The sequence below is a fragment of the Actinoplanes sp. OR16 genome (assembly GCF_004001265.1).
In the GTDB taxonomy this organism is placed as follows: domain Bacteria; phylum Actinomycetota; class Actinomycetes; order Mycobacteriales; family Micromonosporaceae; genus Actinoplanes.
The window spans coordinates 7,349,947-7,364,599 of record NZ_AP019371.1 but is presented as its reverse complement, the minus strand read 5'-3'; the positions used below and the strand labels follow the sequence as shown (position 1 = coordinate 7,364,599).

The 14,653-nt window shown below is 72.6% G+C and carries 15 protein-coding genes; 8 read left to right on the top strand and 7 right to left on the bottom strand.

All coding sequences use genetic code 11. The features are described 5' to 3' along the window. Nucleotides 1-125: 125 nt before the first annotated feature. The 3 genes from EP757_RS33910 to EP757_RS33900 all read left to right on the top strand — a co-directional run bounded on the left by EP757_RS33910 (nucleotide 126) and on the right by EP757_RS33900 (nucleotide 3,960). Nucleotides 126-2,285: a sel1 repeat family protein gene (locus tag EP757_RS33910; RefSeq protein WP_127552470.1), complete on the top strand. Its 2,160-nt coding sequence runs from the start codon at nucleotides 126-128 to the stop codon at nucleotides 2,283-2,285. 378 nt (nucleotides 2,286-2,663) lie between these two features. Next, nucleotides 2,664-2,999 (top strand): STAS domain-containing protein, encoded by a 336-nt coding sequence (locus EP757_RS33905; RefSeq protein WP_160165967.1) that lies wholly within the window; start codon nucleotides 2,664-2,666, stop codon nucleotides 2,997-2,999. 61 nt (nucleotides 3,000-3,060) lie between these two features. Next, nucleotides 3,061-3,960: a PHB depolymerase family esterase gene (locus tag EP757_RS33900; protein WP_127552468.1), complete on the top strand. Its 900-nt coding sequence runs from the start codon at nucleotides 3,061-3,063 to the stop codon at nucleotides 3,958-3,960. Here EP757_RS33900 and EP757_RS33895 read toward each other — a convergent pair. Beyond that, a complete protein-coding gene (locus EP757_RS33895; protein WP_127552467.1) occupies nucleotides 3,957-4,421 on the bottom strand; it encodes a hypothetical protein in 465 nt (154 codons plus the stop codon). The two genes, EP757_RS33900 and EP757_RS33895, sit on opposite strands and share 4 nt — an antisense overlap. 144 nt (nucleotides 4,422-4,565) lie before the next feature. Between EP757_RS33895 and EP757_RS33890 the strand changes: the two genes are divergently transcribed. Together EP757_RS33890 and EP757_RS33885 are read left to right on the top strand one after the other, a co-directional pair. Then, complete coding sequence (locus tag EP757_RS33890) at nucleotides 4,566-6,257, top strand: calcium-binding protein (RefSeq protein WP_160165966.1); 1,692 nt, start codon at nucleotides 4,566-4,568, stop codon at nucleotides 6,255-6,257. Between the two features lie 41 nt (nucleotides 6,258-6,298). After that, complete coding sequence (locus tag EP757_RS33885) at nucleotides 6,299-8,068, top strand: PD40 domain-containing protein (protein ID WP_127552466.1); 1,770 nt, start codon at nucleotides 6,299-6,301, stop codon at nucleotides 8,066-8,068. A 63-nt stretch (nucleotides 8,069-8,131) separates the two neighbouring features. Here EP757_RS33885 and EP757_RS33880 read toward each other — a convergent pair whose 3' ends face one another. Together EP757_RS33880 and EP757_RS33875 are read right to left on the bottom strand one after the other, a co-directional pair. Beyond that, nucleotides 8,132-8,542 (bottom strand): TIGR03668 family PPOX class F420-dependent oxidoreductase, encoded by a 411-nt coding sequence (locus EP757_RS33880; RefSeq protein WP_127552465.1) that lies wholly within the window; start codon nucleotides 8,540-8,542, stop codon nucleotides 8,132-8,134. Between the two features lie 70 nt (nucleotides 8,543-8,612). Next, on the bottom strand, nucleotides 8,613-9,377 hold the full coding sequence (locus EP757_RS33875) for an SIMPL domain-containing protein (RefSeq protein WP_127552464.1): 765 nt from the start codon (nucleotides 9,375-9,377) through the stop codon (nucleotides 8,613-8,615). 97 nt (nucleotides 9,378-9,474) lie between these two features. On the opposite strand from EP757_RS33875, the gene EP757_RS33870 reads away from it, so the two are divergent. Next, complete coding sequence (locus EP757_RS33870) at nucleotides 9,475-10,443, top strand: hypothetical protein (RefSeq protein WP_232050734.1); 969 nt, start codon at nucleotides 9,475-9,477, stop codon at nucleotides 10,441-10,443. Between the two features lie 28 nt (nucleotides 10,444-10,471). Here EP757_RS33870 and EP757_RS33865 read toward each other — a convergent pair whose 3' ends face one another. Both EP757_RS33865 and EP757_RS33860 read right to left on the bottom strand, forming a co-directional pair. Continuing rightward, a complete protein-coding gene (locus EP757_RS33865) occupies nucleotides 10,472-11,017 on the bottom strand; it encodes a GrpB family protein (RefSeq protein ID WP_127552462.1) in 546 nt (181 codons plus the stop codon). After that, nucleotides 11,014-12,231 carry a helix-turn-helix domain-containing protein gene (locus EP757_RS33860; RefSeq protein WP_127552461.1) on the bottom strand — a complete coding sequence of 406 codons (1,218 nt, stop codon included), beginning with the start codon at nucleotides 12,229-12,231 and terminating at the stop codon, nucleotides 11,014-11,016. Before EP757_RS33860 ends, EP757_RS33865 begins: the two co-directional genes overlap by 4 nt. A 72-nt stretch (nucleotides 12,232-12,303) precedes the next feature. Between EP757_RS33860 and EP757_RS43055 the strand changes: the two genes are divergently transcribed. Next, nucleotides 12,304-12,969, top strand: a complete 666-nt coding sequence (locus EP757_RS43055) for a hypothetical protein (protein WP_160165965.1) — start codon at nucleotides 12,304-12,306, stop codon at nucleotides 12,967-12,969. Nucleotides 12,970-12,981: 12 nt separating this feature from the next. After that, nucleotides 12,982-13,326 carry a VOC family protein gene (locus EP757_RS33850; protein ID WP_127552460.1) on the top strand — a complete coding sequence of 115 codons (345 nt, stop codon included), beginning with the start codon at nucleotides 12,982-12,984 and terminating at the stop codon, nucleotides 13,324-13,326. Here EP757_RS33850 and EP757_RS33845 read toward each other — a convergent pair. Further along, nucleotides 13,323-14,174, bottom strand: coding sequence for a M23 family metallopeptidase (locus tag EP757_RS33845; RefSeq protein WP_127552459.1), 852 nt, complete (start codon nucleotides 14,172-14,174; stop codon nucleotides 13,323-13,325). The two genes, EP757_RS33850 and EP757_RS33845, sit on opposite strands and share 4 nt — an antisense overlap. After that, nucleotides 14,171-14,653: a helix-turn-helix domain-containing protein gene (locus EP757_RS33840; protein WP_127552458.1), complete on the bottom strand. Its 483-nt coding sequence runs from the start codon at nucleotides 14,651-14,653 to the stop codon at nucleotides 14,171-14,173. Before EP757_RS33840 ends, EP757_RS33845 begins: the two co-directional genes overlap by 4 nt.

Genomic DNA, 14,653 nt, shown 5'->3' with positions numbered 1-14,653 from the left:
ATCGCGGTGCGGCGCCCGGCGGGCGGGTGACGGCGGGGACGGCGGTGAGGCATCCTGGGTCGGCGATGGACGCTGACAAGTCTCGATCAACGCGTGGCCGGCCAGTGGCGACCGGCGCCGGACGCGTGCCGACGCGCCGCCCGCGGGCGCTGGCCCGGCCCGATCTGCCCGAGGGATCGCAGCGCGACGTCCGCGATCTGCTTCACGAACTGCACGACAGGGCCGGCCGCCCCACGCTCGAAGACCTCGAGAAGCACATCGCGGGAGACGATCGGCTGGACGGCTCCCCGAAGAAGGACGTCATCCACCGGATCATCAGCCGCGGCGGGCCCGCACAGCTCGACGATGTGCGCGCGGTGGCGCGGACGCTGGCGCGGATCTGCGGCGATGACGAATTCGCGATCGCGGCGCGGGTCACGCCGTCGCTCGGGACCTCCCGGCCGGCAGCCCCGTCGCCGCGGCTGGGCCGCCCTATCGGCGAATGCGACCCCACCGGACCCGGCGGGCTGGAGGTGCATCCGGCGATTCAGCTGCCGGGCGCCGGCACCGGCGACGCGCTGACCGCGTACGTGCCCCGCGCGCACGACGCGGAGTTACGGGCGATCGTCGACGGCATGCTGGACGACGGGCGCTCACGGCTGATCACCGTGGTCGGTGGCTCGTCGACGGGGAAGACCCGGGCCTGCTGGGAACTGGTGCGCTACCTCGACCAGCGGCAGCGGGACCGGTGGACGCTGTGGCATCCGTACGACCCGACCCGCCCGGAGGCCGCACTGGCGGACCTAGCACGGGCCGGGTCGTACACGATCGTCTGGCTGAACGAGGCCCAGCACTATCTGATGCCGGCCGACCCGGGTCTGGGCGAGCGGGTCGCGGCCGGTCTCCGGACCCTGCTGGGCGACCCGGGACGGGAGCCGGTGCTGGTACTGGCGACGCTGTGGCCGGAGTACTGGAACGCCCTGGCGACCGAGCCCGCCGTCGGCCGGGACGACTACCTTCAGGCCCGGGACCTGCTGCAGAGCAGCGCGATCACGCTCACCGACGCGTTCTCCGCCGCTGAACTGGCCGGCCTCGCGGCACCGGGAACCGATCCCCGCATGCGGTACGCCGCCGCCCATGCCGAGAACGGCCGGATCGCTCAGTACCTGGCCGGCGCCCCCGCACTCGAAGAGCGCTACCGCACGGCGAAGGACACCATGCCGGCGGCCCGGGCCGTCCTCCAGGTGGCGATGGACGCCCGTCGCCTCGGTTACTCCCCGGCCCTGCCGCACGCGTTGCTGGAGCAGGCGGCGCACGGGTACCTCGATGACCATGACTGGGACGCCCTCGGCGACGACTGGTTCGAACAGGCCCTCGCCTACACCGCCAAGCCGTGTCACGGCACCCGGGGCCCGCTGACCCGTATCCGCCTGCGGCCTGATCAATCGCCGCCAGGTGCCCAGCCGTGTTACCGGCTCGCCGACTACCTCGAGCAGATCGGCCGTACCGAACGGAACGCGATCTATCCGCCGGACAGCCTGTGGCGGGCGTTCTCCACCACCGTCACCGACCCCGACCTGCTGAGAAGGTTCGGCCGGCTGGCCGAGGAGCGGGGCCGCTACCAGCATGCCGTCTGGCTCTACCAGCGGGCCGCCGACCGCGGGAGCACCCGCGCGATGCGGGAGCTGGCCTTTCGGCGGGAGCGCGGCGGCGACTCCGACGGCGCCGCCGCGCTGTACCGGGAGGCTGCCGAGCGAGGCGACAACTACGCGTTGCGGCAGCTGGCTCAGGGACATCGGCGGGACGGGGACCTCGCCGCCGAGGAGGCTCTGTATCGGCGGGCTGCCGAGCGCGGCAACGAGTATGCGGCGAGGGAGCTGGCCTGGCTCCGGGACCGGGCGGATCCCGCCCCGGACCGGGCCAGGACCCTGCCTCCCGACGGTCCGCCATCGCCCGGATCCGTCGCCGGGCATCGTGATGAGGATGTCGAGCGTCGCCGGGGAGAAGCGCGATATCCGCGGGGGCTGACCGGGTTGCGGGAGAACCACGGGGACGCCGCGAAGGCCGCGGACCGGGGCGACTTCCACCCCTTGCGCGAGCTGGCACGGCGGCGTGAGCGCGTGGGGGACATCGCCGGAGCCGAGGCCCTTCACCTGCAGGACCTCGATCGCGGGAACATCCGCGCCCTGTGGGCGCTGGCCGGCCTGCGCGAGCGGGCCGGCGACACCGTGGGCGCCGAACAGATCCGCCGGTTCGGGCTGACCGGGGCCGGGGAGATCGCGGCCGGGCTGGTCTTCGAACCGTAGCCGGCCGGAGACCAGCCCGGTGACGCGTCAGCCGTGGAAGAGGTCGAGCAGCCAGTCGGCCACCGCGCGGGAGGCGCCGGTGACGATGCCGGTGACCACGGCGAGGACGATGCGGGCTCGGCGGCTGGGCTGGGTCATTGATACTCCTGGTGTCTGAGGTGTCGATCGGCCGAGCCGGCGCCGGCTCCGGTCTCAGACTCCAGCGGCCCCGAGCACCCCACCCCGGGTGCCGACGAATGCCGATCGCGGCCCGGCAGTGAGCAGGGTGTGGCCGGCGGTCGCCGATGAGTGACGCCGAGTCCCGACGGGTCGCTCCTGCGCGTGTGCGGGCCGGCGTACCCGGCTCCTATGATTTGGGTCGACAGGTGGGAGCGGCAGATGCAGCACGTATCGCTGAAGCTGGAAGCGTCCGTGGCGGTGGTGCGCGTCTCCGGCGACATCGATCTCGACACGGCAGTCGAGTTGTGGGCCGTTCTGGAGGAGGCCGTGGCGGCGTGCCCGGCCGTCGTCGTCGACCTCAGCGATGCGGACGTGGTGGACTCGACCGGTGTCGGTGCGCTGATCAGGGGGCGCAACGCGGCCCGGAGCCGGTCCGGTGAGCTGGTGCTCGCCGGAAGCTCGGCCTTCCTGAGGACCGTTCTGGAGACGATGCGGCTGACCGCGGAGCTGCCGACCTATCGCACGGTGGACGAGGCCGTCGCCGCGCTCCGCTGACCGGTCGCGCTTGGTGGTCCGCCTGGTCTGAGCCCGATACTGTCGGGACCGGGGAGGGACGATGGCACGATGCGCCGGAGTCATGGCCGCGGTGGTGACCGTGCTGCTGACGGTCGGTTGTGGCTCGTCCGCGTCCCCGTCCCCGGCGCCGTCGGCCCTCATGCCGTCGACCGGTTCCGCAACGGTGGAGATCGGCGGGCGGCAGGTCACCGTGTTCGTGCCGGAGTCCTACGATCCGGACCGTCCCGCTCCTCTCGTCGTCGGCCTGCACGGCTACGGGTCCGACGCGCGGGAGCTGGAGTCGTACCTGCGGCTGATCCCCGAGGCGCGGTCGCGGGGATTCGTCTACGTCACCCCGGACGGGACGGCCGAGAGCGGCGGCGAGCGGTTCTGGAACGCCACCGACGCGTGCTGCGCGTTCTCCCCGCCCGCGCCCGATGACTCGCTCTTCCTGCATGACCTGATCGGCACGGTGCTCAGGACGTACCGGATAGATCCTGATCGTGTCTCTGTCATCGGCCATTCCAACGGCGGAGCCATGGCGTTGCGGATGGCCTGCGACCACGCCGACCAGATCGCGGCGGTGGTCTCGCTCGCCGGCATCGGCGCCGACGACCCCGCCCGTTGCCGCCCGTCGGAGCCGGTGAGCGTGCTCGCCATCCACGGCGACGCCGACGAGACCATCGCGATCGGCGGCGGCGAGATCAACGGCGTCCCCTATCCGCCGGCGGCTCTGACGGTCGCCCGATGGGTGGAGGCCGACGGGTGCGCCTCGCCGGGCCGCGACGGCGCCGACATCGACCTGGACGCCGGTCTGCCCGGTGTGGACACATCGGTGCACGTCTGGAGCGAGGGCTGCGGGGGTACGTCGACCGTCCAGGCGTGGACGATCAACGGAGGCGCGCACATCCCCCAGCTGGGACCGGGCTTCACCCCGGCCGTGCTGGACTTCCTGCTCTAGCCGGGCCGGGGGATCCGGGCCACCGTCACCGTGTCCTCGAAGTAGTTCCGCTCGAGGATGAGATCCCGGTCCGGGCGATAGAGCCAGAGCAGCGCGGCCGTCGCCACGATCTCCGGCACCCGAGCCGCCGCCTCCGCCGCGCTCAGCAGCACGCTCGGGAGGGCGAGGCTGTCCCACATGACGATCACGTCGCCGTCCTCGCGCAGGTAATCCGCGATCGCCCGCTCGTCATCCCGACCGGAACTGATCACGAGCGCCGGCGGGACCGAGGCCCACACGATCGAGGCGTCGCGTTCCTGCGGGAATCGCTGCAGGCTCGCCCGATCGGCCTCCTGGTGGTCAGGAAAGTCGAGGAGCCGCAGTCCGGGGCGCGCCACCCACATCGGGCGCCGTGACGCCCACACGACCTCGACCATCGATCGCGGCAGGTCGCCGACGCCGCCGCCGTAGTGATCATTCATGGCGTCGTGGTCCTCGTCTCACCCGTTGTCCGGCGCCGAACATACCGCGAACCGCAGGTCAGGGCAGGTCGCCGCCTCTACGATCAGGACGGCGAAACCCGACCCGAGCCCCGGCGTGTGCTCGGCAGGAAGGACGCGTTTCCCATGCTGAAGATCGGACTCGTCGCGCTGGTGACATTGGCCGCGGCGACTCTGGACGTCGAACCGGCGGCCGCCGCGGTCACGACCGAACGGGTCACCGTCAGCAGTGACGGCGTGCAGGCCGACGGCTTCAACATCGTGGACGTCCCCAACGGGGTGGCCAGCGATGACGGCCGCTTCGTCGTGTTCGACTCCTTCGCGGCGAACCTGGTCCCCGGCGACACGAACGACGCCATCGACGTGTTCGTGCGGGATCGCCGGGCCGGAACCACCGAGCGGGTCAGCGTCTCGTCCGGTGGGGTCCAGGGCGACGGCGTCTCGGTCCTCTCGGCGATCAGCGGCGACGGGCGGTACGTGGTCTTCGGGTCGGAGGCGTCCAACCTCGTGCCCGGCGACACCAACGGCTACGGCGACATCTTCCTGCACGACCGGCAGACCGGCGCCACCGAGCGGGTGAGCGTCAGCACCGCCGGGAGCCAGGCGAACGAGCAGTCGGTGATTCCCGCGGTGTCCGACGACGGCAACCGGGTGGCGTTCCTGTCGTTCGCCTCCGACCTGGTGCCGGGTGACACGAACGGGTTCGCCGACGTGTTCGTGCGCGACCGGCAGGCCGGCACGACGGTCCGCGTCAGCGTCTCCTCCTCGGGCGCGCAGGGCAACGAGAACGCCAATCTTCCGCACATCAGTGGCGACGGCGAGCACGTCTCCTTCCACTCCGCCGCGGACAACATGGTGCCGGGCGACACCAACGGATTCGACGACGTCTTCGTCCGGGACCTGCCGGCCGCGGTGACCGAGCGGGTCAGCGTCGCCACGGGTGGCGGCGAGGCCTCCAGCTCGTCGAACAGCCGGTCCTCGATGAGCGACGACGGGCGCTTCGTCGGCTTCGAGTCGTACGCCTCCGATCTGGTCGCCTCCGACACCAACGGCACCGGTGACGCGTTCGTCCGCGACCGGCTGACCGGCACGACCGAGCGGGTCAGCGTCGCCACCGGCGGAACGCAGGCCGCCGACGGCGCCGGCGCTCCGACGCTCAGCGACGACGGCCGCCTGGTCGCCTTCCCGTCGGGATCGCCTGATCTGGTCGCCGCGGACACCAACGGCGTCAACGACATCTTCGTCCGGGACCGGCAGGCGGGCACCACCGGACGCGTCAGCCTCACCGCCGGTGGCGCCGAGGCGAACGGCCACTCGGATCCCGCGTTCATCAGCGGCGACGGCCGGCACGTCGTCTTCGGTTCGGAGGCCTCCAACCTGGTGGCAGGGGATTCCAACGACAACAGAGACGTCTTCGTACGGGGGACCGCCGTCCCCACGAGCGATTGCACCGTCACCGGCACCGGCGGCGACGACGTGCTGACCGGCAGCGGCGCCGACGACGTGATCTGCGGCCTGGGCGGCGACGACGTCATCAACGGCGGCGGTGGCGACGACACGCTGATCGGCGGGGCGGGTGACGACCGGATCAACGGTGGTGGCGGCGACGACACGATCGACGGCGGGCCGGGCGGCGACAGGCTGAAGGGCCAGGGCGGCGACGACGTGCTGACCGATCGCAGCGGCGTCGACACCGTGTCCGGCGAGTCGGGTGACGACCGCGTCGACGTGCAGGACGGCGCGGGCGGCGACACCGCCGGCGGCGGATCCGGTGGCGACACCTGCCTCATCGACGCCGGTGACGTCGCCCGCTGCTGACTCCATCCCATTCCCGAACGAACCCGGAGGACGTCCACGCCATGCGCGGAATCGGAACGGCACGAAGGGCAGCACTGGTCACGCTGGCGACACTGGCCGCGGTGACGCTGGACGTCGCACCGGCGGCGGCGGCAGCCGGCACCGAGCGGATCAGTGTCGCTACCGGGGGCACGCAGGGCGACGCCGACATCATCAGCGAGTTCCCCGGCGGCAACGCCAGCGACGACGGCCGTTATGTCGTGTTCGACTCGTTCGCCACGAACCTGGTCGCCGGCGACACCAACGACGAGCTGGACGTGTTCGTCCGGGACCGGCAGGCCGGCACCACCGAGCGGGTCAGCGTCACCTCCGGCGGCGTCCAGGGCGACAGCACGTCGGGCCAGTCGGCGATCAGCGGGAACGGGCGATTCGTGGTCTTCACGTCGCTCGCCGGCAACCTGGTGCCGGGCGACACGAACGGCTTCCCCGACGTGTTCCTGCACGATCGTCAGACCGGTGTCACCGAGCGGGTCAGCGTCGCCGCGGGCGGGGCGCAAGGCACCGACTTCTCGGTGCTGGCGACCGTGTCCGACGACGGCAACCGGGTCGCGTTCATGTCGAACGCGCCGAACCTGGTCGCCGGCGACACCAACGACGTGATCGACGTCTTCGTCCGGGACCGGCAGGCCGCCACGACCGTGCGGGTCAACGTCTCCTCCGGCGGCACCCAGGCCGATTCGTACGGACTCCAGCCGGCCATCAGCGGCAGCGGCGACCACGTGGCCTTCTACTCGGAGGCCGGCAACCTGGTGCCGGGTGACACGAACGCGCAGCCGGACTTCTTCGTGCACGACCTGCAGACCGCGACGACCGAACGGGTCAGCGTCGCCACCGGTGGCGGCCAGGGCACCGGCCAGTCGCTGGGCCGGGCCGCGCTCAGCGACGACGGCCGCTACATCGCCTTCCGGTCGGACGCGTCCGACCTGGTCGCGGCGGACACCAACGACGCCGCCGACGTGTTCGTCCGGGACCGGCAGGCGGGCACGACCGCACGCGTGAGCCTCACCGGCGGCGGCGGGGAGGCCGGCGGGCACTCGAGCGCACCGACGATCAGCGACGACGGCCGCCGGGTCGCCTTCCAGTCGGAGGCGTCCGACCTGGTCGCGGCGGACACCAACGGCGTCCCCGACGTGTTCGTGCGCGACCGGCAGGCGGGCACGACCGAACGCGTCAGCCTCACCGACGGCGGCGGCCAGGGCGACGGCGACTCCGACGACGGATTCATCAGCGGCGACGGCCGGCACGTGACGTTCGCGTCGCACGCGGCGAACCTGGTGGCGGGGGACACCAACGGGTTCCGGGACGTTTTCGTGCGTGACCTCGCCGTCCCCGGCGACCAGGGCTGCGTCGTCACCGGCACCAGCGGCGACGACGTGCTGACCGGCACCGGCGCCGGCGACGTGATCTGCGGCCTGGGCGGCGACGACGTCATCAACGGCGGCGGTGGCGACGACACGCTGGTCGGCGGGGCGGGCAATGACCGGATCAACGGTGGTGGCGGCGACGACACGATCGACGGCGGCACCGGCGCGGACCATGTGGCCGGCGGTGGCGGTGACGACACCGTCGACGGCGGGCCGGGCAACGACAGCCTGAAGGGGCAGGGCGGCGACGACGTGCTCACCGATCGCAGCGGCGTCGACATCGTCTCCGGAGAGTCGGGTGACGACCGCGTCGACGTGCAGGACGGCTCCGCCGGCGACACCGCGGCCGGCGGATCGGGCGCCGACATCTGCGCCATCGACGCGGGGGACTTCCTCGCCAACTGCTGAACCGGGCTCTTGACCCGACCGGATCGATGGCCGCCTGTCCAGATGTGGCGCCCGCGTGCGGTTCTACGCGGCCGCTGCCCAGCCCGACCAGGCGGTCACCGTGATCGACACGATCGGCCCGTGCGGGCGGCGCTGCGCGTAGGCCGGATAGCGTGCCACCAGCGCGTCCACCGCCTCGTCGTCGGTGTCCAGGACGCGGGCGATCCCGTCGGCGCGGGCCCACCACAGCCGCGACCAGTCGTCGTCGTAGACGTCGGCGAGAACGGCCACGTCCGGTCGTACCGCGATGTTGTCCAGACGCCGCAGGCGGGTGGTGCTCTTCGGCTTGTGATCGACGGCGAAGACGATGCGCTCGCCGAGCACCGCGAAGGTCACCGGCACGAGGTGGGGAACGCCCGCGGCCGAGACGGTGGCCAGGCGGGCGACCGGCGCGGCGGCGAACCGGCGCCGGGATTCCTCGGGGGAGAGCCGCATCAGTGGCGATCCCCGGGCCGGGGGAACAGCAGCCAGTCGTCGATCACGCCGTCCAGACTGGCAGATCTCGTCAGTCCTTGAACGCCCACTCGGCGGTGACGGTGACGGTGAGCTCCTGGCGGCCCGGCTCGATCGGCACGCCGGCGTCGGCCGCGGCCAGGGAGGCGTAGTTCTTGAACGCGTCGACCGGCCCGCCCCAGCTCGACGACGACTCGGTCACCTTGATGACACGGCTCAGGGTGCGGCCGGCCTCGCGCGCATAGAGTTCGGCCTTGCCGCGCGCGTCGGCGAACGCCTTCCGGCGCGCCTCGGCGAGCAGCGCGGTGTCGTCGCCGATCGAGAACGACATCCCGTTGAGCCGGGCCGCGTCGCCTCCCGCAGCGACGGCCGCGGAGATCGCCGCTCCCGCTTTCGCCACGTCGTTCCGGAATCGCGCGGTCAGGGCCTGCGTCACGGCGTACCCCGTGATCTTGTCCTTGTCATTGCGCCGCGCGCTGATGTTGACGTCGGACGTCTGCAGATCCTTCTTCACCACCCCTCCGCGTACGAGGGAGTCCCGCATCCGCCCCGCGGCCGCATCGGCCCGATCGAGCGCCTCACCGACGGTCGGCGCGCTGGTCTCCACCGCGAAGTTCACGGTGAGCGTGTCGGGGTCGCCGAAGACCGTCCCCTTGCCGCTGACCACCACACTCTCCACCGGCTGGTCCGCGATCGCCGACCCGGCCGGGATCCCGGCCGAGGCCAGGGCGGGCGTGCCCGTGGCAAGCCCCGACGCCGGCGCGGCGAGCATGGCCAGGGCGACGAGCACGGGGGCCGCAATGCGTGAGTTCTTCATCTACCTGTCCCTTTGGTATATGTTTCACACCATTTAAGACGCTGCCCGGCTGTCATGCCGTGCAATGGGCGCATTTACGCTTCCGGGCGTGTGGTTCATGGAGCGTTCCCGGGTGGATTCCCCGTTCAGCAAACTGGCCCGCCACCTGCCGGACACGACGGTGCTCGGCTGGTTCCAGCGGTCCTGGCGACACGAGGATCCGGATGAGTTGCTCACCGCCGACCTCTTCGGCGGCCCGTACGGCTTCGACTCGCTCTTCGAGGAGATCGAGGAGCACGACCTGCCCTGCCCGCAGACCCTCGCCGAACTCCATGCGGTGCTGGACGAGCACCTCTGGGTCGAATCGGACGACCCGATCCGGCTCGACGAGCGGGGTCTGCGCGTGCGCACCGACGACGACGAAGTGGACCTGGCCTACTACTTCATCGAGGACGAGGCGGTGGCCGCGCACCCCGGCCACCTGACCTTCCTGGCCCACGGCGAGTGGCCGCTGTCGTCGGACGCCGCCGGGCCGGGCGCGGTCTTCGACCCGGGACTGGCGCTGCGCGCCGGCGGTCCACCGGCGCCCGGCCCGGACTCCGTCTACGCGGTCCGCATCGCCTGGTCGAACACCGCCGACAACGGCAGCAACCTCGATCAGCGAGGCGCGACCGTCTTCGCCGGCATCACCCTGCCCGAACTCGCCGGCCGTCTGCGCCGGATCGACACGCCGTACACCCGCGAACGCTTCGACACCGACCTGCTGCGCTCCCTCGTCGGTCCCGGCGACGACGGCATCGGCACGGCCGCCGGCCGGTACGCCGCACTCGAGGGGTACGACCTCGCCGTCGGGCCCGGCTGGACCGCGCCGAGCCACGAGCGGATCCTGCGCAACCGGCGGCCGGAGCCGCTCCCGCAGACCCGGGTCGCGATCGGCGAGCACCTCGTCCAGGTCGCCCGCTACATCGACGACTTCTTCGGCTACGAGCAGCTCTTCCTCTTCGACACCCGCTGGGCCGCGGCCCACCGGGACCTGGCGCTGTCCCTGCTCCGGCACGCCACCCACTGGGATCCGTTCGAGCGATGAGACGGCACGCCGCCGGCCGCGCGGGAGGTCAGGCGTCGCTCGCCGGCGGCTCCCACCCGGTCCGCCGCGCCCAGTCGTCCGCCTGCTGAATGATCTCCCAGAAGATCGGCGACTTGGCGTCGGTGTAGGCCTCCCGGTCGTGGCGGTACTGCACAGCGAGGGCGCGCTTGACCTGCGCGTAGCCGTCGGCCACCTCCTGATCGGCGCGCAGGAAGTCGCGGAACAGCAGGGCGAACTGTTCCGGGAAGCTGCCCGCCCGGCGTACGTGGATGTGGGTGCGCGGCCGGCCCGGCGCCTCCCGGAAGTAGCGCTTGGTGCGGTCCGGGTTGTTCGCGTGGTGCACGAGTCCGATGCCGACGAGCGGATCACGGAACGGGTCCTGCGGCTCGAGGCGCGCGACCGACACCTGGACGTCGATGACCGGCTTGGCGGCGAGACCCGGCACCGACGTCGAACCGATGTGGTCGATGCGCAGCGCCACGTCACCGAGCGCCCGGCGCAGCACGGCGCCGAACTCGGCGAAGCGTGCCGGCCAGGCCGGGTCGTAGCCGACGATCTCGATCTCTGTACTCATCGCGCCATGGTAAGGACGCTCATGCGTTCCGACAGCCCGCGTAACGCCGTGCCGCCGGCCCGGCGGTTGGAGCGTTCCAGCAGGATGCGGACGGCCGTCGCCAGGTCGGCTGACGTGCGTACGTGCTGGGGGGCGATCCTCTCCGCGGTGAGCAGGAAGCGGATCGCCTCGCGATCGCGGCCGCCGAGGCGGATCAGGGCGCGGGCGGTGTCGGCGTAATAGAAGACCTGGCGGACGCCCGCCTCGATCGCCGACGGATCGGTGCGCCCGGCGATCTCCACGACACGGATCGGGTCGCCGTCGCCGGCCTCGATGCTCATCTGCCAGATGTTGACGTTCGTGGGGCCGAAGAACATGCCCATCGTGTCGGTCTCGCCGGTGCGCAGGGCCAGTGCGGCGGCCTCGGCCAGCCAGTCGCGGCTGTCGTCGAGGCGGCCGCGGGCGTGGCTCGCCAGCGCGGCGACCAGCTGCAGCGAGCCGAGGATCTCCGGGGCGCCGGGCCGGGACAGGTGGCCGCCGAGGTCGTTCACCGCCCGCTCGGCGATCGTCTGACCCCGCTGGGCGGAGCCGCAGGCAAGAGCGGACCGGGCCATGGCGTACGCGGCGTGCCCGCGCAGCACCGGGTCCCCGGCGGCCTCGGCCGCGTCCCGGCACCGTTCCGCGGCGAGCCAGGCGTCCGGCGGATGGCCGAGGTTGCGCAGGACCGTCGCGGCGTTCGAAGTGGCCTCGCAGAGCAGCCGCAGCGCCTCGGCGTGATCCGGGCCGGCGGTCTCGGTGTGCAGGTCCCGCAGCAGATCGGTGTAGACGCGGGCGGCGCCGGCGTAGTCGCAGGCCCGGTACAGCGCGTCGGCCAGCGCATTCGTGCGCCGCAGTTCGGCGAGCGGCGGGGCCGGGCGGGACGGCGGCTCGCTCAGGTCGATGTCGACCAGGGCCCGGCGCAGGCCGAGCACCCCGGCCTGCGCCGCCGACGTCGCCCGGTCGGGCGCCGGAACCCCCGTCCCGGCCAGGTCGGCCAGGGTGCAGTCGAGCGCTCCGGCCAGGTCCGCCAGCATGAACCGGTTGTCGGCCCCCTGCAGCCCCCGTTCGATCCGGCTCCAGGTGGCGTGCGAGACACCGGCGCGGCTGGCGGCGTACCGGATGCTCCACCCGCGAAGCAGGCGGCGAGCCCGGACACGCTCGCCCACCGCGGGGTCGGCCTGCCGTCGTGGGGTCATGTCCCGACCGTAGCGCCGCCCGGTCCGCCCGATGGTGCAGGCCTGTACCACCAGGTAGCAGCTCGGTTGAGGATGCGAGGAGTTCTGGACCGGCAGGGGCGGCTGCCGATGTCTCTCGCCGTGACCGAACAGGCAGACCGCTTCACGTTGACGACCGGCCGTGACGGGCGGGTTCTCCTCTCGCTGGCGCTGCGTCGCCACCCCTGGGCGATCGCCGGCGATTACGTGCGGGCGCAGCGCTACTGGGCCTGCGCCCCGGGTGGCGCCCAGCCGCGCTGGCTGACCCTGGCGACCGCCGCGAACGGGCGGCAGCCACTCGACGACCCGGGCGAGGCCGACCTGGCGGCGGACGCGCACGCCATCGCCGTGGCCTACGTCCCCGGCGTGTTCTGTTCCGGCTGCGGCGACCGCCGGTGGCGGCCGGTGAGCCGGGGAGCGGTGAGCCGGTACGTCCTGAGCGGCGTCACCGGCGCCTGCCTGACCTGCCGTGAGGTCGCGGCTCCCGCGCCCGCGGCCAAGCCCGCCTACACCCCGGCGCCGCCACCACCGCCGGCCGACTTCGGGGCGCCGGTCGTCGTCGACGCCCGGATCCTGTCGCCGGACGAAGCCCGCTGGGGAGAGGCCGCCGCGGACCGCCGGCAGCCGTCGCCGGCCGCCGCCCTGATCTCCCGCAACTACGGCCTCGGGCCCGCGTCCGACCGGCTCCCCGTGGTCCGCGGCTACCTCGGCGACCTGTGAGACCCTGAGGCGATGACCGTCGACCTCTTCGCCGGTGTCCCGGTGCGTGACTACGCCGTGGCCGCCGCCTGGTACGAACGCCTGCTCGGCGGCCCGCCCTCGTTCCTGCCGAACGACGTCGAGGCGGTGTGGGAGCTGGCCGCGAACCGGTACCTCTACATCGAGGTGAAGCCGGAGCACGCCGGGCACGCGATGCACACCGTGTTCGTCGGCGACTTCGACGAGCGGCTCGCGGCCATCGCCGGCCGGGGTCTGGAGCCGGCCGAGCGGGAGACGTACGACAACGGCGTCCGCAAAGCCGTCTTCCGGGACCCGGACGGCAACGAGATCGGCCTCGGCGGGGGACCGGCCGGTTAAGGACGGCTGCGCACCTCGCCGACCTCGAAGACCTGGCCGTTCCGCGGGAATCCGGGCAGTGCCGAAGGCTTCGGATCGCCGGTGCTCCAGCGCGCGTCCGTCTCCACGACGGTGACCGGATCCGCCCACCGCATCGGGATGCCGGCGGCCGCGGTGACGACCGGGCCGTCCATCAGCTGCACGTGCAGGTGCGGCTCGGAGGTGTTGCCCGTGTTGCCGACCTCGGCGAGCTGCTGACCGGCGGTGACCCGATCGCCGGCGGTGACACGAGCGGACCCGCGGCGCAGGTGGGCGTAGGCGGCGTGGGTCCCGTCGTCGTGTTGCACGATCACGTGGTTGCCGAGGATCCACGCGGCGCCGCCCAGCTCCCGCGCGAACGCCTCGACGGTCATCATCCAGATCAGCGCCGGCCAGGTGTCCCGGCTCCGGTGGTCGCGCCGGCGGTCCGCCGCGCGCACGACGGTTCCCGAGGCCATGGCGAAGACCGGAGATCCGAAGCATTCGTACGCACGGGCAGCGCGCGTGCGGACCGACCACCCGATCTTCGGGGCCGCGTCCGCCGAGGGTTGCAGCAGGTCGACCGCGTACGTCTGCCCGTAGGCCCGGACTCCGTGGCTCGGCACGGCCGTACCCGGGCTGTTGATGGCCACCCACCGCCCCCGCACCGGCGGCGCGACGGTGACCGGAGGATGCTCCGACCGTGGCGCGCGCACAAAGGCGAGCACCAGCGGCACCGCCATCAGCGCGATGTCGAAGGGCTTCGGCACCGGCAGCACGAGGAACGCGAGGACGAGCACCACGAACAGCCGGAACCACCAGGTCTGCAGGCGGGCGATCGCACGTTTCATCGGCGGACTCCTGACAGGACGGTGAGCAGGGGGATGACGCGGGCGACCGGCACCTCGTAGCGCCCGCCGCCGAGGGTGGCGAGCCAGCCGGCGGCGACGAGCTGGCGCAGGTGGTGATAGACCTGGCCGCTCGTGCCCATGCCGTCCATCTGCTGCAGCTCAGCGGCCGTGGCGGCGCCCCGTGTCAGCTGCTGGAGCAGGCGGATCCGGGCCGGGTGGGCCAGGGCGGCGAGCACGGCGACGTGCTGGGACCAGTCGCCGCCGAGCAGGTCGTCGACGCCGGCCGCCTCCTGCCAGCGGGCCGTGCGGCCGTCCGGCAGCGTGGCGTGGCCGGTGAACAGCACGGCGCCGGGATCGCCGGCCCGGGCGAGCAGGCCTTCGAGCGCCCAGAACACCTCGGGATCGGGCGTGGGCTGCGGTTTCTGCTCGAGTGCGGCCACGCGTCGCTCGAGGTCGGCCAGGCGGTCGGAGTCGCTCAC